General features: G+C 48.8%; 23 protein-coding genes. 10 read left to right on the top strand and 13 right to left on the bottom strand.

Going from position 1 to position 26206, the window contains the following annotated elements; all coding sequences use genetic code 11:
- Positions 1-131: 131 nt before the first annotated feature.
- Both thrB and thrC read right to left on the bottom strand, forming a co-directional pair.
- Complete coding sequence (gene thrB / locus LHUE1_RS01320; RefSeq protein ID WP_049169146.1) at positions 132-1037, bottom strand: homoserine kinase; 906 nt, start codon at positions 1035-1037, stop codon at positions 132-134.
- On the bottom strand, positions 1003-2514 hold the full coding sequence (gene thrC, locus LHUE1_RS01325; protein WP_049169147.1) for a threonine synthase: 1512 nt from the start codon (positions 2512-2514) through the stop codon (positions 1003-1005). The genes thrB and thrC overlap by 35 nt, the downstream gene beginning before the upstream one ends.
- A gap of 109 nt (positions 2515-2623) precedes the next feature.
- Between thrC and LHUE1_RS01330 the strand changes: the two genes are divergently transcribed.
- Positions 2624-3823 carry a homoserine dehydrogenase gene (locus LHUE1_RS01330; RefSeq protein WP_049169148.1) on the top strand — a complete coding sequence of 400 codons (1200 nt, stop codon included), beginning with the start codon at positions 2624-2626 and terminating at the stop codon, positions 3821-3823.
- The gene (locus tag LHUE1_RS01335) at positions 3820-5166 is read left to right on the top strand and encodes an aspartate kinase (RefSeq protein ID WP_049169149.1); all 1347 of its coding nucleotides are present in this window, start codon (positions 3820-3822) and stop codon (positions 5164-5166) included. The genes LHUE1_RS01330 and LHUE1_RS01335 overlap by 4 nt, the downstream gene beginning before the upstream one ends.
- Positions 5167-5277: 111 nt before the next feature.
- Here LHUE1_RS01335 and LHUE1_RS01340 read toward each other — a convergent pair whose 3' ends face one another.
- From LHUE1_RS01340 to LHUE1_RS01360, 5 genes are all read right to left on the bottom strand, one after another.
- On the bottom strand, positions 5278-6849 hold the full coding sequence (locus LHUE1_RS01340) for a flotillin family protein (protein ID WP_277848171.1): 1572 nt from the start codon (positions 6847-6849) through the stop codon (positions 5278-5280).
- Between the two features lie 11 nt (positions 6850-6860).
- Positions 6861-7250 carry a hypothetical protein gene (locus tag LHUE1_RS01345; RefSeq protein WP_049169150.1) on the bottom strand — a complete coding sequence of 130 codons (390 nt, stop codon included), beginning with the start codon at positions 7248-7250 and terminating at the stop codon, positions 6861-6863.
- Between the two features lie 125 nt (positions 7251-7375).
- Positions 7376-8419 carry a PTS transporter subunit IIC gene (locus LHUE1_RS01350; protein ID WP_049169151.1) on the bottom strand — a complete coding sequence of 348 codons (1044 nt, stop codon included), beginning with the start codon at positions 8417-8419 and terminating at the stop codon, positions 7376-7378.
- A 15-nt stretch (positions 8420-8434) separates the two neighbouring features.
- Complete coding sequence (locus tag LHUE1_RS01355; protein WP_049169152.1) at positions 8435-9427, bottom strand: D-2-hydroxyacid dehydrogenase; 993 nt, start codon at positions 9425-9427, stop codon at positions 8435-8437.
- A 43-nt stretch (positions 9428-9470) separates the two neighbouring features.
- Positions 9471-10634 carry an aminotransferase class I/II-fold pyridoxal phosphate-dependent enzyme gene (locus LHUE1_RS01360; RefSeq protein WP_049169153.1) on the bottom strand — a complete coding sequence of 388 codons (1164 nt, stop codon included), beginning with the start codon at positions 10632-10634 and terminating at the stop codon, positions 9471-9473.
- Positions 10635-11051: 417 nt separating this feature from the next.
- On the opposite strand from LHUE1_RS01360, the gene LHUE1_RS01365 reads away from it, so the two are divergent.
- Together LHUE1_RS01365 and LHUE1_RS01370 are read left to right on the top strand one after the other, a co-directional pair.
- The gene (locus LHUE1_RS01365) at positions 11052-11756 is read left to right on the top strand and encodes a TIGR00266 family protein (protein ID WP_049169154.1); all 705 of its coding nucleotides are present in this window, start codon (positions 11052-11054) and stop codon (positions 11754-11756) included.
- A 24-nt stretch (positions 11757-11780) separates the two neighbouring features.
- Complete coding sequence (locus tag LHUE1_RS01370) at positions 11781-12596, top strand: alpha/beta fold hydrolase (protein ID WP_049169155.1); 816 nt, start codon at positions 11781-11783, stop codon at positions 12594-12596.
- Between the two features lie 158 nt (positions 12597-12754).
- Here the strand turns inward: LHUE1_RS01370 and LHUE1_RS01375 are convergent, their stop codons facing one another.
- A complete protein-coding gene (locus LHUE1_RS01375; RefSeq protein WP_080978087.1) occupies positions 12755-13156 on the bottom strand; it encodes a pyridoxamine 5'-phosphate oxidase family protein in 402 nt (133 codons plus the stop codon).
- 447 nt (positions 13157-13603) lie between these two features.
- Entirely contained in the window at positions 13604-14197 is a 594-nt protein-coding gene (locus tag LHUE1_RS01380) for a TetR/AcrR family transcriptional regulator (protein WP_049169158.1), read from the bottom strand.
- A gap of 252 nt (positions 14198-14449) precedes the next feature.
- Here LHUE1_RS01380 and LHUE1_RS01385 point away from each other — a divergent pair, with 252 nt between their 5' ends.
- The 3 genes from LHUE1_RS01385 to LHUE1_RS01395 are packed head-to-tail and all read left to right on the top strand — an operon-like array spanning position 14450 to position 17319.
- Positions 14450-15580: a YhgE/Pip domain-containing protein gene (locus LHUE1_RS01385; RefSeq protein ID WP_277848172.1), complete on the top strand. Its 1131-nt coding sequence runs from the start codon at positions 14450-14452 to the stop codon at positions 15578-15580.
- Entirely contained in the window at positions 15574-16332 is a 759-nt protein-coding gene (locus tag LHUE1_RS01390) for a YhgE/Pip family protein (RefSeq protein ID WP_277848173.1), read from the top strand. Before LHUE1_RS01385 ends, LHUE1_RS01390 begins: the two co-directional genes overlap by 7 nt.
- A 15-nt stretch (positions 16333-16347) precedes the next feature.
- Positions 16348-17319: a cation diffusion facilitator family transporter gene (locus LHUE1_RS01395; protein WP_049169159.1), complete on the top strand. Its 972-nt coding sequence runs from the start codon at positions 16348-16350 to the stop codon at positions 17317-17319.
- A gap of 34 nt (positions 17320-17353) precedes the next feature.
- Here LHUE1_RS01395 and LHUE1_RS01400 read toward each other — a convergent pair whose 3' ends face one another.
- From LHUE1_RS01400 to LHUE1_RS01415, 4 genes are all read right to left on the bottom strand, one after another.
- Positions 17354-17722: an HIT family protein gene (locus tag LHUE1_RS01400; protein WP_049169160.1), complete on the bottom strand. Its 369-nt coding sequence runs from the start codon at positions 17720-17722 to the stop codon at positions 17354-17356.
- 99 nt (positions 17723-17821) lie between these two features.
- Entirely contained in the window at positions 17822-19726 is a 1905-nt protein-coding gene (asnB, locus tag LHUE1_RS01405) for an asparagine synthase (glutamine-hydrolyzing) (RefSeq protein WP_049169161.1), read from the bottom strand.
- Positions 19727-20517: 791 nt separating this feature from the next.
- On the bottom strand, positions 20518-21588 hold the full coding sequence (locus LHUE1_RS01410; protein ID WP_049169162.1) for a metallophosphoesterase family protein: 1071 nt from the start codon (positions 21586-21588) through the stop codon (positions 20518-20520).
- 32 nt (positions 21589-21620) lie between these two features.
- A complete protein-coding gene (locus LHUE1_RS01415) occupies positions 21621-22535 on the bottom strand; it encodes a 1,4-dihydroxy-2-naphthoate polyprenyltransferase (protein WP_049169163.1) in 915 nt (304 codons plus the stop codon).
- Positions 22536-22613: 78 nt separating this feature from the next.
- Here LHUE1_RS01415 and LHUE1_RS01420 point away from each other — a divergent pair, with 78 nt between their 5' ends.
- From LHUE1_RS01420 to LHUE1_RS01430, 3 genes are all read left to right on the top strand, one after another.
- On the top strand, positions 22614-23582 hold the full coding sequence (locus tag LHUE1_RS01420; protein ID WP_049169164.1) for a polyprenyl synthetase family protein: 969 nt from the start codon (positions 22614-22616) through the stop codon (positions 23580-23582).
- A gap of 338 nt (positions 23583-23920) precedes the next feature.
- Positions 23921-25126: an acetate kinase gene (locus tag LHUE1_RS01425; RefSeq protein ID WP_049169165.1), complete on the top strand. Its 1206-nt coding sequence runs from the start codon at positions 23921-23923 to the stop codon at positions 25124-25126.
- Between the two features lie 190 nt (positions 25127-25316).
- Complete coding sequence (locus LHUE1_RS01430) at positions 25317-26204, top strand: ABC transporter ATP-binding protein (RefSeq protein WP_047106386.1); 888 nt, start codon at positions 25317-25319, stop codon at positions 26202-26204.
- Positions 26205-26206 lie beyond the last annotated feature (2 nt).

The following is a 26206-nucleotide window of genomic DNA, read 5'->3' on the forward strand; positions in this document are numbered from 1 at the left end:
CCTTTATATTACCAAAAATAGCCGTCAAACGAGACGATGATATCTTGTTGCCTGCCCTCTAACGATCTTTCTCGCCATATAACCACATTTGGCGTAGAAAAAACAATCATGGCGCGTAAAAAAGCCAAGCTTCAATGCTCGGCCTTTTTTGAAAGTTCCCCCGTTTTTACCACCTGTACGCCTTGTTCACTCGGCGTCACGATTCTAACTTGCCATTCCGGCCACCGTTGCGCGGCTGCCTTTTGCAGTTGTTCGGCTCCGGCAGCATCGCCAACAATGGCCAGCATGGTCGATCCCGAACCGGAAATCAATAAGACCCCGTCGTGTGCGGCCGTCTCTTGGCGCGCTGCCTGATAATCTGGAATCAGCGTGGCGCGATACGGCTCGTGCATTCGATCCTGAGCCACCAGGCGTAACAGCGATAAATCACCGTCCGCCAATACGCGGGTCATCAAAACGCAGCGGCCCATTTGATAAGTCGCATCCGCATAACTCATGGTTGCCGGCAAAATATTGCGAGCTTCTTCAGTGCTAACCGCGTATGGCGGAATCAACACAACAAAGTGCAGCTGCTGACTGACGGGATACTGTCGGACAATCGGCTCGTCACCTACCAAAATAGTCGCACAAACCTGTCCATAAATGGCCGGCGCCGCATTATCCGGGTGCCCTTCCAACTGAGTCGCCAACTTCAAAAGTGCGGCCTGATCCCAGCCGGCGTGAAACCAGGCATTCGCCGCAGCAAGACCGCCGACCACACACGTTGCCGAACTGCCTAATCCCCGCGCACTAGGAACATCCGAATCAACGGTGATGCGTAAATTGGGAACCGGTTGATGAATGGCATCCGCAAACGTGACAAAGGCGCGATAAATTAAATTTTCCGGGGTAGCGAAAGCGGGCTCATCACCGATGATCTCAAGCTTTTGGGTGCTCGGTTCAAAAGTAAACCGAGCTTTGAGATCAAGGGCCATCCCCAACACATCGTAACCAACGCCTAAATTAGCGGTTGTTGCCGGAACGGACACGCGAATCATCGTCAAAAACCTCCTTTGCCGCATCGAGAATGGCGGCACCCATTGCTGCTGGTGCAACCACGTGTTTCGGTTGCGGTGTCATCGCTGCCAGACGGGCCAGATTTGCCGGAATCGCAACGCCACTCAGCTGTTGCAATTGTGCCATCAACGAAAAATCGTCGCCTGACACCGGCAAGTCAAGTGCCTTAGCCACCGCGCGCGGAAACTTATAGGGACTCGCCGTTGCCAACAAGACATTCGGCGTGGCATCTCCCGTGGCACGATACTGTTGCATGACACTATAACCGACCGCTGTATGCGGATCCATCAGGTAACCATCTTGCTGCCAGACTTTGGCAATCGCTCCTGCTACCTGTTCGTCAGTCGCAAAGCCACCGGCAAAATCGGCTTGAATCGTCGCCAGTACATCAGAACGGACTTGATAGCGTCCCGTTTTTGCCAAATCTTTCATCAGCATGGCCACATAGGCACTATCTTCGCCGCTCTTATAATACAGCAGGCGTTCCAGATTACTTGAAATCTGAATATCCATACTTGGAGCAACGGTTTTTAAAAACGGCCGGTTACGATCATAGATGCCGGTATCCAGGAAGTCTGCGATCTCGCGATTGGCATTGGCCGCAGCGATCAGTTTATGAATCGGCAAGCCCAGTGCCTTGGCATAAAAACCAGCCAGCACATCGCCAAAGTTTCCGGTCGGCACTGTGAAATTAACCGGTTCCCCTAACTGGATTGCATGGCTGTTAACCAGTTGCAGATAAGCGGCAAAATAATAAACCACTTGCGGGATCAACCGACCAATATTAATGGAATTGGCTGCCGACAACGTAACCTGCTCAGCCTGCAACCGCGCAGCAAAACCCGTATCGGTAAACAACGCCTTGACAGCACTCTGCGCCTGGTCAAAGTTACCGGCAATCGGGAACACCCGCGTATTGGCGCCTGTCGTTGTCAGCATCTGCCGTTCCTGAATCGGGCTAACCCCATGATCGGGATAAAAAACCGTAATGCCCGTTTGCGGCACATTTTTGAACCCTTGCAAGGCTGCGGTGCCGGTGTCCCCACTGGTTGCCGCCAGAATCATAATGCGATCTTCCGGATCAAGGGCCAACCGCATCAACTGGGGCAATAATTGCAGTCCCACGTCTTTGAACGCACTGGTCGGTCCGTGAAACAATTCAAGCACGTGGAAATCGCCGACTTTTCGAATCGGTGTGATGCGTTTGTCGGAAAAATTTTGCCGATATGCTAAATGGATCGCTTTTTTCAGTGAAGCAGTGTTAAAATCAGGCAACAGGGTCATGAGAACATGCTGAGCGATCGTTTCATAATCTGCTCCCAGTAAATCCTGAAGCGCAATCCGATAATCCGTTAAATGCGGCAAAACGAATAAACCGCCTTCTTCGGAAATACCTCGCTTAATGGCTTGCTGACTCGTTTTGGTTACTCGTTGATCCCGTGTGCTCGTGTATCGCATGTGAACGATTCTCCTATCTGATCCGACTTGTTTTTACGATATGGATATGATAATCTGTTCGCATTAGAAAAACAAGTGTCTATATTTTATAAACAAGGAGCTGAGAAATATGAATATTGCCATCTTAGGTTTTGGTACTGTCGGTAGCGGCGTTTACGATATTGTTGCGAATGGTGATCGCCGAATGCGGGTCACTGCGATTTTCATTCGCCCAACCCACCCTGCCACCATGCCTGAGATGACAACTGATTTCGATGCCATTCTTGCGGATCCTTCTATCGATGTGGTGGTTGAGGCAATCGGCGGGCTACATCCCGCTTACGATTATATTCTTCGGGCCTTGCGCCATGGCAAGCATGTTGTGACGGCCAATAAAGCGGTTGTTGCCCGTTATCTGCCTGAATTTATTGCCACTGCCGAACAGCATCATGTTCGCTTCTATTTTGAAGCAACAACTGGCGGTGGGATTCCCTGGATCCGTAATTTGGAGCGGGCGGCGCGGATTGATCAGGTTGATACGATCGAAGGGATCTTTAATGGCACCAGCAATTACATTTTAGACCAGATGCAACGCGCCCACCTCGATTTCGATCCTGTCCTTTTGGCGGCCAAGGATATGGGCTATGCCGAAGCCGACCCGAGTGCCGACATTGACGGCGATGATATTGTCAACAAGCTCAAAATTTCTGCAGCTTTAGCTTACAACATGGTACCGCCGCGTGATGTGCCTAAGTTTGGTATCCGTCACGTCAGCAAGGCCGACATCGACTTTTTCGCCAAACACCATCAAGTGCTGCGTTTAATCGGTAAAAGTAAGCGAATCGGTGATCATTATAGTATGGTCGTTGAGCCGCGGCTTTATCCAGCCACCGCTTTGGCTGCGAATACCTTTGAAAACTTCAACCTCATTCGCTTGCACGGCCAAACCATTGGCGATTTGCAATTTTATGGCCAGGGCGCAGGTAAATATCCGACGGCCAACGCCATTGTCCAAGATCTTTTTGATATTCTGGAAAACGTCACCCATCTAAAACGAGACTTCAAACAAACCTTACAATTTGATCCTGACCTCAGTGTTGCCGACTATCTGTTGCGCGCTGATCCATTGACCTTTGCCATGTTTAACGACAAGCAAACCGAAGTGATCGATCACCGGCTGCTGATTAAGCAAATCCCAGTCGGCGAAATGCATCGACTCATGCGCGGTGTTTTGGCAATTGACGCCCATGCATTCATGGCGGCGATTGGCGATAGCGAACTCGTCGCGCGCGATGTCAAACAGCAATTAGATCAGGAGGTCATCGGATGAAAGTCGCAAAATTTGGCGGCAGTTCCGTTGCCACAGCCGATCAATTTCAAAAAGTCAAAGCCATTATCGATCAGGATCCCCAGCGTCAGCTTGTGGTCGTCAGCGCCGCCGGTAAATATGGCCCGGCCAGCCAAAAACTCACAGACACCCTCTACCTTATTGCGGACGGCATGGAAGCCGGCCGCGATGTGACGCAGATGTTCGCTCAGGTAGAGGCCAGATTGGAAGCCATCAATCACGCATTACAGTTACACGTGCCTTTAATTAAATTAATGAACACGATCCGTCATCGGCTTGCCACGCGTTACTCGCGCGATTATCTGGTATCTCGCGGCGAATTTTTGACCGCTCGGCTGATGGCGGCGTATCTGGGTTATACCTTTGTGGATGCCACCGACTTATTCTTCTTTGATCAAAGCGGCGCCATTGACGAAGCCAAAACTCAGGCGGCTTATCGTCAGCTTCCTAAGCATCATGGCTTGGTCATCCCCGGGTTTTACGGACAGAATCAAGCCGGACATGTTCAACTCATGCCCCGGGGCGGCTCCGATATCTCTGGCGCATGGCTAGCACGGCTAGCTCAGGCAGATTTATATGAAAACTGGACTGATGTGTCTGGCATTAAAATGGCGGATCCGCGCATTATCAAGGATGCCGACAGTATTGACGTGATGAGCTATGATGAGTTGCGCGAATTGACCTATATGGGCTTTAGCGTGTTTCAGGAAGAAGCCGTCCAGCCGGTTCGTGAATGTAAAATTCCAACCCGCATTCTCAATACCAATGCCCCACAGGATCCAGGAACGTTGATCATTCATGATGACGACCCCAGCGATGAGCTGCGCATTATCACCGGCATTGCTGGGCGAAAACATTATCTTGTCATTACTATTCGTCAATACCAGCTTGCTTTACACTTGGAAGTCATTCAACGCGCACTGGGCGTCATTGCTGCCCATCACTTGGTCGTAGACTACCTGCCAACCGGTATCGACAGCTTCAGCTTGTTGATTCGGGAACCCCGCCACCAAATCTCGGTTCGTGAGTTAACAGCAGCGATTAAAACTGCCTGTCAACCAGATAAACTGGAAGTCACAGAAAATGTCGCCTTAATTGCGATGGTTTCCCGCCAGCTGCGGAAACGACCGGCGATTGCCGGAAAAGTGCTCGCTTATTTGGATGACAACCTGTTAAATGTTCAGCTGGTCAGTCAAACCAACGACGATATCAACTTACTGATCGGCGTCAATGATAAGGATTACGACAAAGCCGTCCGCGTCATATACAGCAGTATCCACCAGAACTTTCACCGGCCAGCACCTTATATTGAAGGCATTGCTTGAGGTATATGGTGTTTGCTGATCTATCAAAAAAGGCTCCTGCTTCCCAGTTCAATGACTGAGAAGCGGGAGCCTTTTTTACGTGACGCAGCCGCTAATGACACCGGCGCATCACTATTTCTTCCACGGCTTATCTGCCTCTTTTGTTGGTGCACTTGCTGCCGATTGACTGGTAGCGGCTGGCTTAGCGGCTGAGGTTGCCGGTGCTGCTGGTGCTGCCGGTTGCTTTTGCGGTGCTTCCGACTGTTTTTGCGGCGCCTTTTCGGCAGTGTCTGCGTGTCGACCCTTGATGGCATCGACCACTGGCTGATTGCCAGCTTGATGCATGAGGGCGCCATTTAACATCCCGCGAATGTCAATGCCTGCTACTTCCTGAAGCATGTCCAGCTCCTTCACCAAACTGCCACTGGTTTGCTTGGTGAGGTCGCCGTCGCCATAGAGCTTAATCGAATCAACGTTGGCGTATGGACTCATGGCAGCTTCAATGATCTTCGGCATTGCCTCGATGGTCATCTTGAAGCGACCGGATTCATCCAATTGGCGAGCCGCTTCAGCCTGCTTCGCGATCGCTTCCGCTTGGGCCAACCCGATTGCCCGGGTCTTGCCGGCTTCGGCTTCCCCAATTGCCTTCGTAGCATTGGCATTCGCTTCAGCAGCCAATTCGACTTGCTTAGCTGACGCTTCGGCTGCAGCAATCTGGGTCGCCTTCTGCGCTTCAGCCGCGCGCTGAGCTTTATACAAGTCAGCATCCGCCTGCTTACGCACGGTGGCATTCAGTTCCTGTTCCTGCAGTTCCGCATTCTTCTGGGCCAGTTCAATATCTTTTTCCTTTTGAACCTGCTTGGCCTTCATCTGCTCAACAATCGCTGCCTGATCGGCTTGGGCCTGAGCAATTTCCTGTTGCTTCTTGAAGTCAGCCATTTTGACTTGTTGCTCGCGTTCGGCATCCGCCACCTGCGTCTGCCGCTCGATTTCCTGCTGTTTGGCTTCCTGATCGGCCTGGGCTTGCTGAATCCGCGTGTCACGGTTAGCCGCCGCTTCAGCAACTGCCGCGTTTTTTTTGACCTCGGCAATCTGCTTCTTACCTAATGAATCAAGATAGCCGTTCTTGTCGGCAATATCTTTGATCGTAAATGAGATAATCTGCAGGCCCATTTTGGCTAAATCGGAACTCGCCACGTCCTGGACTTTCTCGGCGAACGCATCCCGGTTTTGGTAAGTATCCTCAACCGTTAACGTTCCTAAAATAGCCCGCAGATGGCCTTCAAGAATCTCGGTCGCTTCGGCATTGATCTGCTCGTCATTTTTGCCTAAAAATTGTTCGGCAGCGGTCGCGACTTCTTCCTGACTGGAGCCGATTTTCAAAATAACCGTTCCGTTGACGATAATCGGAACGCCCTGCTGCGTGTAGACTTCCGGGGTCGCAACCTCAATCGTACGCGTGTTGAGGCTCAAAACATCCCAGCGCTGCAGAATCGGCAGGATAAATGATCCGCCATTCGTGATCAGCTTCACCCGATTCCCGTTAATATCCCGAAAGCTATGCTTACCGGATATCAAGGCACCGGAAATGATCAGGACTTCGTTAGGTAGTGCAGTTTTGCGGTGCGTTGCCAAGAAAATAAAAAGTAGCAGTAAGACAACGATGACAATGATCCATGGCATATAATCAGCTAAAATTTCCATTCGTCCCCTCCTTAGGGTTGGTTATGTGCGGCGACTGCATCAACATATGCGACGCCTTGTGTGAGTTCGATAATCACGACTTTGGTGCCCTGTTCAAGTGGACGATGCGTGCCTGACCACAATTTAGCCGGGTAAGTTTGCCGCGCCCGGCCGCCCCCCGTCACCATGACTTCGCCTGTATGATCAGGGGCAACCGCCAGTGTCAACGTGCCCAGCAGATAATCCTGAGTGCTCATGGACGTTGTGTTCTCCACCGATGACAAAACGCGCTGTAAAACCGCCAACAGCGGTAACAACACCAACGACAGCAACATCCATAAAAGACCGGCAACGATCACCAACGCAACCACGCCCACCACCAACTGCAAACCCAATCCTTGTTGGGTCCACCAAGTAACCATTCCGATCGCCTCGCTTTCAACAGGTACAAACGTCTCTTTTATTCTACCATGCAAACGATTCCCAACCTATACCAATCGAAACGAAACGAGCGTTTTATTTTGCGCAATCGATTTTATCAAAATGATCAGTCATAATGCAGTGCGTAATCTTCTGGCACCTGATACCGCAGCGTCTTAGTGAACAATAAATAACTGATGTAAGCTAATCCAATTGGCAAGACAAAGAACAGCAGCGTCAGTTCCAAAATATTGCCTACTGTCACGGTCTTCATCGCATCCAACGCCGCCAATGGCCCCACCAGCCCGGAAAAACCGAAGCCGGCACTGGCCGGGGTGCCTTGAATGTTCAACGCTGCCCCAACCCCACCAAGAATGCCGGCATTGATCGCCATTGGTAAGAACAGCTTGGGTTTAGACAAAATATTGGCCATCTGCATTTTAGGCGATCCCAGGAAATGGGCCAAAGACGTGCCAAGCGGATTCGCCTTCCAACCGTAAACTGCCAGCGCAAAGCTTGCCCCGACAATCCCCAGATTCGCCGAACCGGCACCGATCCCGCTTAACGAAATAGCCGTGGCGATTCCCACCGTGCTGATCGGAGTCACAATCAAAACCGCAAAAATGATGCCCATCAAAACGCCCATGACGATCGGTTGCAAGGCGGTAATGTCATGCACGAGCACCCCGATGTACTTGGTAATCCCGGAAACCGGCCCCAGCGTCAACATGCCAGCTCCGCCTGCAATGAGTAAAACCAGCGACGGAATCAGCAGAATCGTATAGGCTTTCAACGCATTCCCCAGCAATAAAATCACCAAATAGCCAATCGCAAGCGTAATTGCCAGATTGATAACATCTCCGGTTCCGGCAACCGTTAAGCCGGTTTTGGTCAAATGGTAATTCCCGGCGCCAATAATTGCGGCCAACGCTAACGAACTCGTTTGAATCGGTGTAAACTTCGCGATCATCCCCACACAAACCGCCGACAATGCCGGCAACAGCGTCATGGCGGCCGTGGTCATATACGTCACCACCGCCAGTTGCGGAAAGCTCGGCAAAAGCAACTTCACAATGGCGTTCAAAATAGCGCCAGGCACCAGCGCCACGATGATCCCCACAGACAAACCATTCAAAATGTTCATCGTCACCGTTTTCGCGTCTTGTTTCATGCATTTTCCTCCAATTTAGTTAACTTGATGCGGTGAATGACCGCCTTCCAAAATGAGCTTGACATCGTCCAACGAAATATCAATCATGTTTTTCACTGCCGCATCGGTATAAAAGCCGATGTGCGGCGTCACCTCAACGTTCGGCATTGCCTTCAACGTCTCAAGTTCAGGATTGTCGACCAAGGTCTGACTGCGGTCTTCACCAAAAATACCGGCTTCCCCTTCGATCGTATCCAACGCTGCTCCGGCAATGACATGATCCTTCAACGCCTGAATCAAGTCACCGGTATCAACAATCGGACCGCGGGCAGCATTAATGAGATAAGCGCTTGGCTTCATTTTTTTCAGTGCATCTGCATCAATCAGATGGGTGGTGATTGCATCCAACGGTGTATGCACGGTCACAATATCAGCTGTCGTCAGCAACGTGTCCAAATCTACATAGCTAACCGTATCCGCCAGCTCAGGCCGCTTCACCGGGTCACTGACAATGACCGTTGACCCCAGCGCGCGGAAAATTCGCGCCACCGCACTGCCGATTTTGCCGGCACCAATAATGCCGACGGTCAGATTGTGAATTTCCGCAGCTTCCAAACCACCCCAGCTGTAATCATCTTTCGCTTCGCGGGCACTTGCTTCTCCTAAGTGACGGATCAGCCGCATCACTTGCGCCAACACCAGTTCGGAAACCGACCGCGGCGAATACGCCGGCACGTTGGTCACAGCCAACCCATTGGCGGTAGCGGCTTCAAGGTTCACAATGTCAAAGCCGGTAATCCGCAACGTCAGCTGCTTGAGGCCAAATGCCTTCAGCTTTTGATACACAACGTCATCAGGAATGGCCGCGTGTTGCTGAATCACAATGCCGTCATAACCCTTAGCCAAGTCAACCGTCTTGGGCCCAAGTTCAACCGTGTTCGTATCTACCTCAATGTGATTAGCGGCCACCCAGTCATCAATGGCAGCTTGCTCATCGGGACGAACGGAATACATCAGAATTTTTGTCATCTTTGCCTCCATGTTGTTTGTCGTTACTTTTCCTATCTAGCCATTAATGACTCGCCATGTACTTTGCAATGCGATCTGTCGCTAGTTTGAGATCTTCCATTGACGCCGCATAAGAAATCCGCACATAACCTTCGCCGCCGGGACCAAAACTGGCACCCGGAATAACCGCCACTTTTGCCTCGCGCGCCAACGCATAAACAAACTTCCAGCTATCATGCATGCGCTCCGGTAATTTAGCAAAAATGTAGAAGGCCCCATCCGGATGCGGCACCGTCAATCCGGCATCGGTCAAGGCTTTGATCAAAAAGTCCCGCCGCTTCATGTAAGCTTCCTTCATCGGCTGCGCATCATTCATACCATTTTTCAGTGCTTCTTCAGCGGCACGTTGCGCGTTCGTGGTCACGCTGGTGATTGTGAATTCGCTGACTTTCCCGACTTGGGCAATGACATCCGCTGGCCCCGCCGTGATACCCACGCGCCAACCGGTCATCGCGTGGGACTTCGACACCCCGTTCAGAACGATCGCCTGATCCGGCAAAACTTCACCCAGCGAAACGTGGGTGCCGGTGTAAGTTAATTCGGAATAAATCTCGTCGCTAAGTACAAAAATCTCATACTGCTTAATCACCGCTGCCAGCGCTTCGAGGTCGGCGCGACTATAAGTTACCCCGGTTGGATTCGTGGGGTAATTCAACACCACGGCTTTCACCGTATCTTTATTTGCCTCAATCGCCGCCTGTAGCTTTTCCGGTTTCAAAATGAAGCCGTCTGCCGAGGTGTCAATAAAAATCGGCTTGGCACCATTCAACATCACAATCGGAATATACAACGGGAAAATCGGTGTCGGAATAATCACGGTATCGCCCTTGTTCAACATCGCCGTCAAACTCGAATAAATCCCGCCAGTCGCGCCAGCTGTGATTAGAATCTGGGTCTCGGGATCATACTTCGTGTTGTACTTTGTCGCCAGATAGTGACTAGCTGCAGCCCGCAATCCTGGCAGCCCTTTACTCTGGGTATAGTGGCTTTCATTATTTTCAATCGAGCGGATACCCGCAGCCTTGACATGTTCTGGCGTGGGAAAATCCGGCTCACCTAACGTCAGCTTGACAATGCCGTCGATTTTGCTGATTTCCGCATTAAACTGTAAAATATCGCTCGGCTGAAGCTGTAGAACTTCCTGATTCATACGATCAACTAATGCCATATCTCTTACCTCCAGTATTTTTTGCCAGTATTCTTAGCAATTAACCCGATAGACGCAAAAACCCGCAGTCGATATGACTGCGGGCAAGGAATTGGGAATGATTCTCCTGATTTCAGCCACACAGTCAATTGCTTGATCTGTGTGACCGCTCACTCAAAGGTAACTGGTCTCACAGATCGCGTCTGAAAAACCAGAAATAAAATGATTGTGCGCTTTGAGTCAGCTTCATCGTCATCATGAGAACCTCCTAAGAATTGGATTAGCTAAAGATTACCGGTTACTTGTGCATTTGTCAACTAATTCGAGTTAAATTATTTGACTTGTTTCAAGTCTCCACTGACTTTTCCGAGGATAAATGCCGCACTTCAACGGTTGAATACGTTACAATTAAATTAATTAAGAAGGGAGCTTTTATCGATGAAATATACCATCACGGCCAACAATACTTTCCCGGTTGTGGATATTGCCATGGAACAGGATGAAACGATCCAGATCGAATCAGGTTCCATGATTTATCACAACGGCTTAGTGGAACTAAGCGGCCATATGAACAGCAATGGCAAGAAAGGACTCGGCGGTCTCATGAGCGCGATTGGCCGGTCGGTGACAAGCGGCGAAAGCTTTTTCATCACCACCGCTACCGGCACCGCACCCAATGCCGAATTGGCCATCGCACCCGGCAATCCCGGGGTCATTAAAGAATTAACGCTTGATGACGGCCATCAATATCGCCTGAATACCGGTGCTTTTCTGGCCATGGACAGCTCGACCAGCTATCACATGGCCAGTCAAAAGGTCGGCGGCGCTTTGTTCGGCGGCACTGGCGGTTTCTTTATTATGGAAACAGCCGGCACAGGCACTATGCTGGTTTCGGCGTATGGCGATATTATTCCGATCCAACTCGACGGGAGCCACGAATACGTCGTTGACAATAGCCATGTGGTGGCGTGGGATAGTCAGCTGGATTACAACATTCAGCCAGCCAGCGGCGTCATCGGCTTCACAACCGGCGAAGGCCTAGTCAACCGCTTCACCGGAACAGGAACGGTTTACATCCAGACACGTAACATTCAAGCTTTGGCTAACCTGATTAAGCCATTTATCCCGACTAAGAGCGACTGATCATTAACCAGTAAGGAGACATTGATGCCAGAAAAATTCGGATTGCACTATCAAACGTTTGGAAACGGCCAACCGATTGTCTTTTTACATGGCATGGGATTGGATGGTCACAGCATGGCAGCCTTTTATGAACCGCGGTTAACGGCGGATGAAAAAGCCGGCTATATGCGGATTTATCCTGATTTGCCCGGCATGGGTAGTTCGCCTGCCGCGGCAACATTACGCAATGCAGACGATGTGTTAGCGCAACTCCACCATTTCATTCAAGCTGCCAATCAAGGTAAAAGTTACCTCGTGGGCCATTCTTACGGCGGCTACTTGGCATTAGGCTTGCTCGCACGTTTCCCGACGGATTTTCTCGGTGCTTTTTTAACCGCACCGGTTGTCATTGCGGATAAAGCAAGCCGCCACGTTGCAAAGCTGAAGCATGTCGTGAAGGATGATGTGACAAGTGAGGACGTCGATTTTGCTGACTACCTCAATATGAACGTGGTCATCAGTCACGCTACCTGGCAACAATATCAACAACTGGTCCGACCGGCTGTGGCCCATTTTGATCGGCCATTCTGGGATGCGATGAAAATGCGGCATGACTACCGTTTTTCTTTCGAATCTCATTTAGCCAGTATGCTTCAGGAACCTGTCACCATGTTACTGGGCCAAAATGATAATGAAGTCGGCTATCAAGATCAACTTGATTTTGCCAAGGAGCACGACAATATTCACACGACGTTGATTCAAAACGCCGGGCATAATTTGATGATGGATGCGCCTGATCAGGTGATGCAAGCTTATCACCGGTTCATGCAGGAATCGAAAAAGGACGATATAACCGAATAGTATCTCAGCAAAAACAAGGGATGGTGATGGCAGCGATTTGGGCGGCGGAACCATTCCTCTTTCTTGATACAAACACCAAAAGACGGCTAATCCTTTCGCTGATTGGCCGTCTTTTGGTGTTTCAGATGTTATCCCATAGTTATATTGAAGACATTGGCTTACGCTTCAAAAAGCTTGCCTGCCTTAGGACCGGGATCCAATGTCCAGATCTTATCAATGGTAATCACGCCGGCTCCTTTGGGCACGGGGAACTTGCCTTCAGCCCACTTTGCCGCTTGATCATAGTAAGGGCCGTCCGTGTACAGCTTGGCGGTGCCGCCAAAGCGGAAGCCTTTCAACGCCTTGGCATTAGCGACCGCGACGATTGCTTTCCCATTGTCGTTAATGTTGGCTTGGGTCTGGCCACCTGTCATTTCATTGTAAATAAGGTGCTCATCGTCCAACACCCGCATTGAGATCTTAGGCCCAACATCCGGGTTGCCATCTGCATCAACGGTTGAAATATAGGACAACTCACCAGCAATCATGTCTTTCATCGCTTGATTCAATTTTGCCACTATGACACATCCCCTATTCATTTCAGTACAGCCATTTTAAGGCCATGAAAGGTTTCAAGCAATTATTGTGTCTCGATGGATGCCATGTTCATATAGATGAATACAGTTGAATATAACGATTCAATCAAACTTCTAGTGCAGAGGCATGATTCAATCTGCGGAATGTTTATGCTTTTTCTTCCGTTGTCCGAACCAGTAATCAACTATCAGACTTCCAAACGCGCCAGCAACAAAGACCCACCATCGAAATGGGCCTCTCACCCAGATTGAAATAATAAACGCCAGTAACATTGCAACGCCAAACGTTAAGAAGAAACTCCGCCAGTATTCCATGCCTTTCCCCCGTTCATCGGTTTGCCGCCTTAGAGATCAGAATTTGAAAGCTGATGATGCCACGCCCTGCAAATAGACGACATGAATGTTCTGCGTTACCGAGTCTATCAATAATTGTTACTTAATCTGCCGCGTCAGTTCTTCTGGCGTTAGCATTCGGGTTTGGCGAAAAATACGATAAGCATCTTCCGGAGGCAAAACCGGTAATTGATTCAACCAATAGACAATGATATCCAAGACACCCTGACTTACAATTTCCTGCGCATAATCACTCGGCACCTGTTTTGATTGTTCAACTGAGTCCCCTGCGCCTTGGCGTAAAACCGCCACAATCAATTGTTTGACCTTGGTGACCAGTTGCGTGCCACCTTCATTTAAGAGCAAGGCTGCCAACTCGCGCTGGTGATAAAGATATTTAAACAACTGGAAAAACGCATCATTTTCATGAGTCGTTTTTGACCGGTCGTTTTGGGTAAACGGTTTGGGAAAACGTTCGAAGATGCTGTTGACATGGCTGACAATTTCATCTTCGTAATGATTCAGTAAGTCATACTTATCAAAATAGTGCAGGTAAAAAGTGCCGCGACTGATACCGGCAAGTTTGACCAATTGTTGCACGCTGATTTTTCCAAAACCCTCTTGCTGCAATAGTTGAATAAACGCCTTTTGAATCTTAACCTCTGTTTCAAGCATCTTTGTATTTGTTGCCACGCTAGCTCGCCTCCATTGACAGGTTGTCAATTTCCAACTTCATTTAACAATAAATATTAAATATTTACAATTGACAAATTCGTCTCAAATGTTCATACAAACAATATTGTTCTGGTCACATTTTTAGAAGAACTTGCCCACAACAAAGCGATTTTTGACTGAACAAATTCACCAGATTGTCGCTTGCTTGAGGTCTAATAAGCCCCTATGATCGCTAATGAACAGGATGTCAATTTGAAAGGCGGTCATAAAATGTTAAAAAGCGAATGGCGCTATCTGTTTCAACACAAGATGATGCTGGTTGTGTTGATTGCAATTGCATTAATTCCAGCAATCTACTGTTTTATCTACCTGTCCTCAATGTGGGACACCTATGGCAAAATGGACGACATCCCAGTTGCAATCGTTAATCACGATCAATCTGTGACTTATCACGGCAACCACATCACTATCGGCAAAACTTTGACCCAAAACTTGGATAAGTCAAACTCGCTTGACTTTCATCATGTTTCAGCCAAAACAGCTGATCGGCGATTACGGCAAGGAAAATATTACATGGTTTTAACGATCCCCAAGAATTTCTCGAAAATGGCAACCACGATTTTGACTGCTAAACCCCAAAAAATGAATCTTTATTTTTGCTTTAACTCCGGACAGAATTTCATTGTCTCCAAAATGACAACCGGCGCGGCAACGGCAATTAAGGCAAAGGTCTCAGCGCAGGTCACTAAGCTGGATGCGACTGTTGTTCTAAACGCATTGCACCAGGCAGCTAAAGGGATGACGAAAGCAGCAAATGGCAGTCAAGCGCTGGCCAGCGGAGCACAAAAATTAACAACAGGTGAGTCGCAACTACTGACAGGGACGACAGCTTTATCTGCGGGCGTCGATAACCTCGCGGCTGGTAATACCAAGCTCATCGCCGGCAACACAACGATGACAAACGGATTCAATCAGTTAGAAGATCACGCCGCAACTCTTACCACTGGTCTTGATCAAATCCAAAACGGTTTAAATCAGTTGGCACAGAAATCACCTGCCTTAGCACAAGGGACTATCAAACTGAAGCAGTTAGCTCAAAATATGCAAAAACAGCTAGCATCCGGAAACACTGACCAAAAGCAACTTGCTGCAGAATCTTCCGCACTTACGAGTGGCCTTCAATCCATGACAAGTGGTTCGCAAGCAATTGACAGCGGCAGCTCAAAGCTAGCCACAGGCGCCGCAACGTTGAACAATGGGCTAACCGTGTACACGAATGGAGTTAGTGCACTCGCAACTGGTAATCAGGCAATTGCCCAGGGACTTGCAACTGTACAAACCAATCTTCCTGCTTTGCAATCCGGCACTGAAAAACTGAATACGGCGTGTCGTCCTTGTTGAGTGGCTCACAGCAACTTGGTCAAGGCAGCCAAACACTTGCAGAGAGCCTCACCGCCGCAGTTCAAAAACTAAGCGTCATTCATACGAAGGCAGGAAATGCATCGGCTTTAGCAACACCAGTCCATGAAGTCACAAGTGATATTGCCAAAATCCCAAACAATGGTACTGGCATGGCGCCATTTGCGATTGCAATTGGCCTTTATGTTGGTGGCATCGCACTAGGAACCATGTACGAAGGCTTCCTACCACACAAAAAGCCTCGCCATGCATTGACCTGGTGGGCTAGTAAGGCATCGGTTGTCGGATCAGTTGGCTTATTACAAGCAATCCTGCTTTATTGGACATTGACTTCAGGCAATCATTTACATGTCACTTCGCAAGGCGCGTTTTTCGGAACGATTTTGCTTGGATCAGTTCTGTTTCTATCGCTTATTTTCTGTCTTCGTTTGCTACTGGGCGGTTTTGGCACCTGGCTGGTTTCTATTGTTCTAGTCTTGCAGTTGGCCGGCTCCGGTGGCTTATATCCGACTTATTTAGTCAACAGTTTTGCTAAAGCCATCAATGCTTGGTTGCCAATGACTTATCTAATCGATGCTTTGAGAAGTCTGATTTCAACCCACCAAGCCATCACGACTAACATTTGGGTTATGATAGCCCTCATCGTTGGCTTTAATCTTGCGATGATTCTTCGCTTCCAGATCGGACTCCATCAAAGCTTTATTGAAATTGAAACTGCCGCCGAAGATAACTGAAGAAGGTGTCGAATCATGTTAAAAAACATCAAACCCATCAGTATCTCGAACTTGATTACAAAAGCTAGTCATCAACGAATCGAGACTTCGCGAAGAGTCCTTTTTCTAAATTTAATTGTCTATATCCTGATTGCCGGGGCCGAGTTAGCGATCGGTACAGCCGATCATTCAACCGCATTGATTGCCGACGGTCAAAACAACCTAACAGGTATTGTGTCCGTAACGGCTTTAATCGTAGGCTTAACCTTTTCAAAAAGGCCTTCCGATGGTTTTCATCTTGAAGGTCACTGGCAGTTTGAAAGTCTGGCTGTTTTTCTAGCCGGGCTCGGGATGTTCTTAGTGGGTCTCGTCTGTGTCTGGAAAGGCATCACGCAGACGTTCGGTTTTTTGGCTGGCCACTACACGGCGCCACTTAAAGGCCAGGCAGCTTATATGGCAGCCATTTCCGGTGTCACAATGCTATCGCTATGTGCGTTTAATCATTTTATCGCTCGCAAAACTCAAAGCAGTTCCTTAGCAGCATCTGCCAGGGATTTTCTAAGCGACGCGCTCACCTCCACTGGCACCATGTTGGCGATTATCGGTGCATCCTTGTTTCGCATTCACTGGATCGATCCAGTTGCAGCACTGTTTCTGGGATTCTTTATCATCTGGAATGGATGCCAGATTCTCAGCACAAGCGCCGAAAAGCTATCTAATGGCTTCAGTCCCAAGCTGCGCACAGACATCATCGACAAAATACTCACTGTCAGTGGTGTAATGGATGTTACTTTTGTTGATGGCCGCTATTCAGGCAATAATATTATTATCGAAGCAGAAATCACTTTAGCTAATGATGACAGCCTGACCAAGTCTTACCGCGTTTGCAAGAGCATTGAGCAGATCCTGCAAGCTTCTTTTCCGGTCCTTTACTGCTGTATTCAGGTCAAACCCGCTCCCAAAAGTGCCAGCGCACAGCCTCAAGCGATTATCTGGAAGCCATTCTAGTTCGATCACCGATTTCTGACAAAGAGTCTAATCTTCATCTTCTTCGCAAAAGTTTCCGGACACCGCCAGCAGGATTAGGGTCATCGCCTTGATATCTTGGTATCAAATGTATATGGCAGTGCATCACCGTTTGGCCGGCATATTGCCCAACGTTAGTCCCGATATTGTAGCCATCGGGATGAAATTGCCGATCAATCAGCTTCTTACCGGCATGAATAAGGTCATTAACGGCTAGCAATTCCTCTTGGCTGAGTTCAAAGTAGTCTTGCCGATGCGCCCGTGGAATGATAAGTAGGTGACCTCGACTCACAGGATGAATATCCCAAAAAGCAATCGCCAAATTGTTCTTGAGGACTACCTTAGACTTAGGAAGCTGGCAAAAGATACAATCGGTGTGCTGCATGATGACTTCCCCTCTCAAACACCCTGAAAAAAAATAAGCACAAGGCACCCACAGCATGATGCTGCCAGTTGCCTTGTGCTTATTATTTATTAAACCGGACTAAGCTTCAATCTTATCTTTATTCGAATCGGCAATGTAATGCGGAATCTCGGTGTCGATAAAGTAAACTTTGTACCAAACCAAGAAGGTGTAAATGGTCCAGACTTTCCGCCGGTCGTCACGTTCTTTGCGATACGTCTTGTCGAGAATGTCCAGAATCGCATCCTGATCGAAGAATTCCTTGACCCAATCCTGTTCAAAGGTTTTGCGCACTTCTTTGTAGAATGGTTCGTCTTCAAGCCATTGCTTGACCGGAACCGGGAAGCCGAGCTTTTCCCGGCTGGCCCATTCTTCTGGCAAGTGGCGGTTGGCCGCTTCGCGCAGCGCGTATTTGGAGTTATGGGAGTTGATCAGATACTTGGTCGGGATACCTGCGGCGACTTTGGCGACTTCTTTATCCAAGAACGGTACCCGCAATTCCATCGAGTTTGCCATCGAGAGCTTGTCAGCCTTCAACAGAATATCTTTCGGCATGAACTGATGGATATCCAGGTACTGCATCTTTTTCACTTCATCGTCGTAGTGGCGAACCTTCTTGTAGGATTCGGTGACAATGTCGCGGACGCTCTTACTTTGCCGGAATTCAGGTTGCAGAATCTCATCAGCTTGACCTTCGTGGAACACGAGTGCTTCGCCGATGAAGAATTCTTCAGCCGGGGCTGTGGATTCATACAAATGCAGGCGGCCGTGGAAGTTAGGCATTTTCTTCAAGCCATGGGCGATTCGATACTTCACGCCACGCGGCAACTTCCGCAAACCATCCGCAAACACGCGGATCGCGTGGCTACGGGTGTGGAACCCGTAGTTGGCGTAACCGGCAAACAGTTCGTCAGCACCTTCGCCAGACAGGATAACGGTGACGTCTTTATGCGCCATCCGCGTCAGGAAGTAAAGCGGCACGCAGGATGGATTGGAATCCGGCTCGTCCAGATGATATTGGATAAGCGGGAAGTTGTCGAGCGCTTCTTTTTCCGTCACGATATCGCTGGTGTTGTCTAAGCCGAGTTTGTCGCTCAACTCTTTGGCTGCCGTTCCTTCGTGATATTTCTTGTTGTCAAAACCAATCGAGAAAGTATGCTCCGGCCGCAACAGCGCGGTGATATACGAAGAGTCAACGCCGGATGAAAGCAAGGATCCGACTTCAACATCAGAAATTCGGTGCGCTTCAACCGATTCGGAGACACTCTTGTCAATCGCAGCCACGGTCTCGTCGAAACTGAGATGATTGGCCTTGAAGTCCATATCCCAGTACTTCTTGATCGTGAGCTTGTTATCCTTCAACGTGAAGTAATGACCTTCCGGAATGCGATAGACACCCTTGAAGAACGTCTCGTCCAAAGCGGAATATTGGAAGGTCAAATACGGCTTCAACGCTTCTTTGTTTAATTGCTTTTTAAACTTAGGATGCTTCAAAAATGCCTTGATTTCACTGCCAACGATGAACGTATCGCCATCGTGATAGTAATACATTGGCTTGATGCCAAAGAAGTCGCGGGCACCGAACATTTCTTTTTTATTGTCATCCCAAATCAGGAAGGCAAACATGCCGCGAATCTTCTTGAGTAATTCTTCCATGCCATATTCTTCATAACCATGGAGTAGAACTTCAGTGTCACTGTGGGTCTTAAATACATGTCCGGCAGCGATCAAATCTTTGCGAATGCTTTGGAAGTTATAGATTTCACCATTGAAGATAATAGCAACCGTGCCATCTTCGTTTAGAATCGGTTGTGAGCCACCCTTTAAATCAATGATGGACAACCGGCGGAACCCTAAGGCGACATCATCATTGATATATTCACCGCTAGAGTTTGGACCCCGGTGCTTGATCATATCCATCATGCCATTAATAACTGGCTTTTTGTTTAAAATTGTCTTGTCCGCAAACGCGATGATTCCGCACATACAGTTAACCCCTTTTCACGTGAATGACCATCATTACTTGTTTCAGTATAAAGATTTGGCGGCGCAAGTCAATTGAAGCGCGCCGGTAAAAGGGAGCCTGAGCGACATCGGCAGATCGGCTTAATCGGGACATATGGACAACTGCTGACTGGTAATTGCGGGCGCAAACAAAATTCAAATCTTTCAGACAATGTGATGGCAGTTTCTGAAAATTAAGAAAAAGGCAAAAAAATAGAGATCCAGATTCCTACAGGTGAACCTGGATCTCCTAAGTTAAGGATTTGACCGATGCAGCAGTTTTGTTACATTTACTGGTGCTAATTGTAAAACCCTCTTCAATAAATCTAATACTGCGACACCTCTACAAAAAACTTATTCACTTGTACGGAACGACGAGTGTTGAAATGATGTTGCCAGATAACTTGGCGTTGTTTGGTGGTCCTATGACACACCCGATTGAACATCTATGGGAAGCTCATTGTCCCGCTTGGATTACTGAGTCTGTTTATAAGCCTCATACCTCCATGTGTGTTCATCTTTGGATCTTGTGGAACATGAATCTTACGATAAGTGGCGCAGATACTTACTGCACCAGTGCTCTATTCGCTTTTCTCGTGCTTTGCGACACACACTTTCGAGCCGGTTCGTCTTTGTGCTGCTAGACAAAGGATCGTGATTCTCGGTTCCTGCATCGACCTTTGGTTCTTCCTTAACTTCAAATACAGTGTACCATGTAAGCGTTATCTTGACAACCAAAATGGCCAGATTTTTCGGCAAAAATTTCTAAAGATTTAGTAAACGAACCGGCGGACACGGCTCGCTGCTCCATAGCCATAAAGACTCAGCAGACGCCGCTGTACATCAACACTGACAACATACCCGGCATATTCGCTCGGCGTCCCAAAGCGCCGGTCATAACGGCGATTGAATTTAGTGGTGAGCCCATGATGCCGTCCCATCAAGGCACTGGTATTCTGCAGGCTATAATGGATGCCATTCACTTGATAATCAGCTTCCAGATGGTAGTGTCCCGCCAGATAAGCAATGATTTTGCCAGTTGTTTGGGTAAAATCAAAGCATAACTGCCCGCCGAACTCAGGCGTTTTGCCTGTGTTTAGCAAGCCACTGGCATGTAAATTGAACGCCCGTAGCAACTCGTGCACCGCGCGGCCGTTGAACTTCAACGCTGGCTGTCCATTTTGCTTCATGGCTGGCGCATGGCTCATGACTAAGACATCGCGGTTTTGAGCCCCTTTTAGCGCTAAGACAAAATCCCGCAACTGTGCAAACGAGACGGCTAATGTCTTTTTGACGTCATAAATTTTACGTCCGTCATGCAAAGGCACGTCTGCCGTATTTAAAACAATGATGCGCAGTCCGGGAAAGTCTTGCACAAGCAAACCTTCACGCGAAACCGCAACATGGCGTTGGGTTGCGTCGGCCGCAAAAATCAACTGCTGCGCCACATCCGGCAAAAAGCTGCCACGATGACCCGGCTGCTTTTCGGCAAACTTGTCATTGTCATCGTGATTGCCTTTGGTGACCAGAAATGGCACTTGGCCGCGGCGATAATCAGCCATAATATTGCGCAGCCGCAATTTTGTCAGCCACGGCGATTCCGACCCATCAACCAAATCGCCTAAGTGAACCCGCAGTGCAAGCGGTAACTGGGTACTCAGCCACCCTTGTTCCCGCACGTGCCAATAACCGGTTGGCCCATAATAAGTGGTCGCAAATTTAGCCTTGTCGTGCGTATCAGTGATCAAAGCAAAATTCACCGCTGATGCCGGTAATAATGGCGCCACTGCGTTAATAAAGCGACCGAGATCCTTTTTAACAAATGGACGAATCGTGATACTCATGACGGCCTCCCCTCAAGAACCGAGTGTGAGCTTCAAATATTTAAAAAGACACCTAATGCCAAGAAGATGACTTGGGCCAAGGTCGTTACAAATAAATTCTTGATCGCATTGGGAAAAGTCAATTTTTTCACTGGATTAGCAGCAAAGCCCCGCGCATTTTTAATCACAAATGGAATGGTTATCAAGGTGAGTAACGTCAGCTTCGGCAATAGACCAAGCAGCACCGACGCAATGAGCATCAGGAAACCCACCGTGTACAAACCATAGAAAAAAATGATACTGCGATCGAGACCGAGATAATGCACGATCGTTCGACGTTTGAGTGTCTCGTCTTCTTCCCGATCCGCAATATTGTTTGCCAGTAGCAGCGCCGAAATCGCACACTGGGCCAAACCGCTGGCCAGATAAACCGACAAAATCAACGGCCATGAAAAGTCCGCGACATTAAAGACATTGACATAAACCGCGATCAGAAAAATTACAAAGCCCATCGTAAACCCGGAGAAAAACTCGCCATAAGGTGTCGCCGAAATCGGCCGCGGCCCACCAGCATAGCCGTAACCGACCGCAAAGCTAAACAACCCCATCACCAGCAGCGGCCAACCGGTACGACTAACCATCCACAAACCCAGAACGGCGCTGGTGGCCATCATAGCGACCACCATCCAGCCAATCATGCTAGGATTTAAATGATGCACCCCGATGATGTTGGTCTTTTCGCGAAAATGCAGTGCTTCCGTCCGCTCCGATCGCCGATAATCCTGATAATTGTCATTAGCATCGACTGACATGTTGAACAAAAGCATCGCAACAAAGAAGACCAGCAACTCTGGAATATGTAACGTATGATAGTGATACCAGGCATACAACGTCCCCAAAAGAAAAGGAAACACCGATGCCGTTTTCGCCTTAATCTCAACCAACTCAAGAAATACAGATAATGACATAACCCAACCTCCAATAATTGACTTTTAAGAATCAGGTACAGTAGAGTAAATATGTCTTTAAGGAAAGAGAGAAAATGCATGATTCATCCCCTGTGGCACCGATTCCCCACGGTCTATCACCAACTCGAACAAATCCAACAACGACTGGAGCAGGTCGCCGTTTTGCGCGAGCCGCAAGTACACACCCTCATTCAGCAACAAATCAACGCTGGCGGCAAAATGTTACGCAGCGGGCTAATGCTTATGCTAGCGCGTTTCGGCCAACCTGACAACGGTGATCTTGTGACAGCTGGTGCGGCAATTGAGGCACTGCATCTGGCTACCCTTGTCCATGATGATGTTTTGGACCATGCCGACATTCGCCGGGGCATGGCCACCGTCTCTGCTGAATCCGGCAATCGCGAAGCCATCTATGCCGGCGACTTTTTGTTTGCCATTTATTTTCAGCTGCTCAGCGAACAAAATCCGGAAGTTGTCGATCTTGGCGCCAATGCCCGCATTATGAAGCGCATTTTCATGGGCGAAGTGGATCAAAATGGGCCAAGCGCGCCGTTGATTCCCACCATTGATGCATACCTTAGTGCCATCGCTGGCAAAACCGCCGCCTTATTTGCTTTAGCGACTTATACAGGCGCTGTCATCGGCCATCTGTCACTTGAGCAAAAAAAGGCCGCCTATCGTTTTGGCCGCCAACTCGGCATGGCTTTTCAGATGATCGATGATTTACTGGATTACACGCAGACAAGCTCAACGCTCAACAAACCGGCACTTGAAGACCTACATAATGGTATCGTCACGCTGCCATTAATCTACGCTTACCAGATCGTCCCGGATCAACTGGCGCCGCTAACCCAAGATGCCACCCACATTGCGGCCAACGCAGAGAAAATCGCCGCGATCGTGCGCATCCACGGCTTGCCGCAAGCCCAACAAATGGCAGCTACTTATACTAATCGCGCCGTTGCGGCACTGGCGCCTTTCCCGACATCAGCCACTAAATCGGCGCTGGTCAAACTGACTCAGCAAATGTTGAAGCGGAGCCATTAGTCGTTGCGACTGCGGCATCTCGCCGAGCACCGCACACCATATTCAAATTTTCAAAAAGCATTAAGTCTTCTTTGGCTGCGTTGTGCTTTTGGATCGCCCATGCCAACATTGATACCTAGCCAATTTTAAAAATTGACCATTAAAACAGAAAATGAGCTGTAACCCGCCACGGTTGAGAGACACTTTTTGGCGGGTTACAGCTCATTGTTTAGTCTTTTTAAACATGTGATATGGAACGAAGATGTATTTAAAAAACCAAATTTGCGTAATATTTCACAAACATAACACCCGTTCAGTGGTATGATACTGATATAGCAATCGTGAAAGAGTGATCAAACATGGTAAAAATCCTCTCTATCAATGCCGGCAGCTCGTCCCTTAAATGGAAACTGTTTGACATGCCAAGTGAACGCCAACTTGCAGAAGGCGCGACTGATATTTTACGAAACTCTACTGTTAAAATTAAGTATGGCACTGATCAGGTGTACGAAAGCACAACCCCTATCCATAATTACCGGGAGGCAGTTGCAAACACGCTGTCCGACCTTCAATCGCTTGGCCTCGTGCATCACCTTAATGAAATTACCGGCATCGGTCATCGAGTTGTGGCTGGCGGCGAACTCTTTTCCGCGCCAATTGTAATCGATAACCGGGTGCTGGCGCAGATTCGGGCCTTGCGCGATTATGCGCCGCTGCATAACCCAGTCGAAGCGGACTGCATCGAGATTTTCCGCACCATGATGCCGTGGGCGCTTGAAGTGGCCGTTTTTGACACAGCCTTCCATCAAACCATGAAACCCGTTAATTATCTCTACAGCATCCCCTATGAATATTACCAAAAGTTCGGCGTCCGTAAATACGGTGCGCACGGCACCAGTGTTCGCTATGTCAGTGCCCATGCAGCCAAAATGCTTGGCAAGCCGCTTGAATCAATGCGCATGATTGTCATGCACCTTGGCGCCGGCTCGAGCATTACCGCCATTCAAAATGGAAAATCCATCGACACGTCAATGGGCTTCACTCCGGTCTCCGGCGTCACAATGGGTACACGCTCCGGCGACGTTGATGTTTCGCTGATCGCCTACCTGATGAAAAAATTGGCCATTCCCGATGTTGATCAAATGATTGACATTCTGAATACCCAGTCTGGCCTGCGTGGCATTTCCGGCATTAGCCATGACGTGCGCGATCTTGAAGAAGCGGCGCCACAACATCCCCGTGCCAAACTTGCACTGGATATTTTCGTCAATCGCATTGTGAAATATGTCGGTGCCTATGCCGCTTTGATGGACGGCGTTGATACGCTGGTCTTCACTGCCGGCATTGGCGAACACAGCAGTGCCGTTCGCGCTCGGGTCATGCAATCACTCGACTACCTCGGCGCCCGCATTGACCTGCAACGCAATGAGCAAACCTGTCATCAGGCTGGCGACATCACGGCGCCAGGCGCGCGAGTTAAAACGCTGGTCATTCCGACTAATGAAGAACTGATGATCGTCCGTGATGTTATGTCACTATCGCATGCGGCACAGCAAGCTGAATAGTGATTCAAGGCCTCTACTAACCAAGTGTCAATGATTTTCGCCTAAATGAACCTGTCCCCAAAAGTTGAGTCTCGGCTTTTGGGGATATTTTTGTATAAAAACCAATAAGAGCTTGCATTTTATCAGCCCACTGCCTATACTGTGCATATCATACATATACAGTATAGACACATTAAAGGAGATGCGCGCCATGCTCAATGTCACGAACTTAACCAAACATTTTGGCAAAACGACGGCCGTTCGCAACGTTTCATTGTCCGTTCGCCCAGGGGAAATTCTGGGTCTGATCGGTCAAAACGGTGCCGGCAAAACAACCACTTTTCGAATGCTGCTAAATTTATTGCAGCCAGATAGCGGCACGGTGACCTGGCAAGATCGGCCACTGACACAGCTCAGCCGGGAAATGATCGGCTATCTCCCTGAGGAACGCGGGCTTTATCCGAAAATGACAGTGGCTGATCAGATTAGCTTCTTCGCCGAACTGCATGGCATGAAACGTACTGAAGCAATGGCTAGCCTCGATCAGTGGCTTGAACAGTTTCAGGTCAAGGGAAAACCGACCGATCTCATCAAAGATCTGTCTAAGGGGAATCAGCAAAAGGTCCAACTCATTGCTGCCATGATCCACATGCCAAAGTTCATCATTTTAGACGAACCATTCTCAGGATTGGATCCCGTGAATGCTAGCTTACTCGAAGCCGGGATTCGGCGGCTGCGGGATGCCGGCAGTGCCATTATTTATTCAAGTCATGATATGGGCAACGTCGAGGCAATATCCGATCAGCTAGTCATGTTAAAAAATGGTGAAGTCGTCTTATCCGGCAAACTTGACGCCATTCGCGAACAATTTGGCCAAACCCGGCTACACATCCAATCACCCCTGACGCAGCAAGAACTTCAAGCATTCCCGGGCGTTGTGTCTGTCACCCCGCAATCGCGCGGCTTCTTGGTGAAACTCAATGATCCGCAAGTTGGCCGGGATATTTTCGCCGCTGCAACCCATCAAGGTTACATTCCAGAGTTTAGCCAACAAGCACCTTCTCTAGACGAAATTTTCCGCATGAAAGTCGAGGCCTAAGC

The organism is Lacticaseibacillus huelsenbergensis (genome assembly GCF_029726355.1).
Lineage (GTDB): Bacteria > Bacillota > Bacilli > Lactobacillales > Lactobacillaceae > Lacticaseibacillus > Lacticaseibacillus casei.

Excerpts from the sequence above, each read along its gene's own strand:
- thrB (WP_049169146.1), bottom strand. The coding sequence starts at position 1,037 with ATGATTCGCGTGTCCGTTCCGGCAACAACCGCTAATTTAGGCGTTGGT.
- thrC (WP_049169147.1), bottom strand. The coding sequence starts at position 2,514 with ATGCGATACACGAGCACACGGGATCAACGAGTAACCAAAACGAGTCAG.
- LHUE1_RS01330 (WP_049169148.1), top strand. The coding sequence starts at position 2,624 with ATGAATATTGCCATCTTAGGTTTTGGTACTGTCGGTAGCGGCGTTTAC.
- LHUE1_RS01335 (WP_049169149.1), top strand. The coding sequence starts at position 3,820 with ATGAAAGTCGCAAAATTTGGCGGCAGTTCCGTTGCCACAGCCGATCAA.
- LHUE1_RS01340 (WP_277848171.1), bottom strand. The coding sequence starts at position 6,849 with ATGGAAATTTTAGCTGATTATATGCCATGGATCATTGTCATCGTTGTC.
- LHUE1_RS01345 (WP_049169150.1), bottom strand. The coding sequence starts at position 7,250 with ATGGTTACTTGGTGGACCCAACAAGGATTGGGTTTGCAGTTGGTGGTG.
- LHUE1_RS01350 (WP_049169151.1), bottom strand. The coding sequence starts at position 8,419 with ATGAAACAAGACGCGAAAACGGTGACGATGAACATTTTGAATGGTTTG.
- LHUE1_RS01355 (WP_049169152.1), bottom strand. The coding sequence starts at position 9,427 with ATGACAAAAATTCTGATGTATTCCGTTCGTCCCGATGAGCAAGCTGCC.
- LHUE1_RS01360 (WP_049169153.1), bottom strand. The coding sequence starts at position 10,634 with ATGGCATTAGTTGATCGTATGAATCAGGAAGTTCTACAGCTTCAGCCG.
- LHUE1_RS01365 (WP_049169154.1), top strand. The coding sequence starts at position 11,052 with ATGAAATATACCATCACGGCCAACAATACTTTCCCGGTTGTGGATATT.
- LHUE1_RS01370 (WP_049169155.1), top strand. The coding sequence starts at position 11,781 with ATGCCAGAAAAATTCGGATTGCACTATCAAACGTTTGGAAACGGCCAA.
- LHUE1_RS01385 (WP_277848172.1), top strand. The coding sequence starts at position 14,450 with ATGTTAAAAAGCGAATGGCGCTATCTGTTTCAACACAAGATGATGCTG.
- LHUE1_RS01395 (WP_049169159.1), top strand. The coding sequence starts at position 16,348 with ATGTTAAAAAACATCAAACCCATCAGTATCTCGAACTTGATTACAAAA.
- LHUE1_RS01400 (WP_049169160.1), bottom strand. The coding sequence starts at position 17,722 with ATGCAGCACACCGATTGTATCTTTTGCCAGCTTCCTAAGTCTAAGGTA.
- asnB (WP_049169161.1), bottom strand. The coding sequence starts at position 19,726 with ATGTGCGGAATCATCGCGTTTGCGGACAAGACAATTTTAAACAAAAAG.
- LHUE1_RS01410 (WP_049169162.1), bottom strand. The coding sequence starts at position 21,588 with ATGAGTATCACGATTCGTCCATTTGTTAAAAAGGATCTCGGTCGCTTT.
- LHUE1_RS01415 (WP_049169163.1), bottom strand. The coding sequence starts at position 22,535 with ATGTCATTATCTGTATTTCTTGAGTTGGTTGAGATTAAGGCGAAAACG.
- LHUE1_RS01420 (WP_049169164.1), top strand. The coding sequence starts at position 22,614 with ATGATTCATCCCCTGTGGCACCGATTCCCCACGGTCTATCACCAACTC.
- LHUE1_RS01425 (WP_049169165.1), top strand. The coding sequence starts at position 23,921 with ATGGTAAAAATCCTCTCTATCAATGCCGGCAGCTCGTCCCTTAAATGG.
- LHUE1_RS01430 (WP_047106386.1), top strand. The coding sequence starts at position 25,317 with ATGCTCAATGTCACGAACTTAACCAAACATTTTGGCAAAACGACGGCC.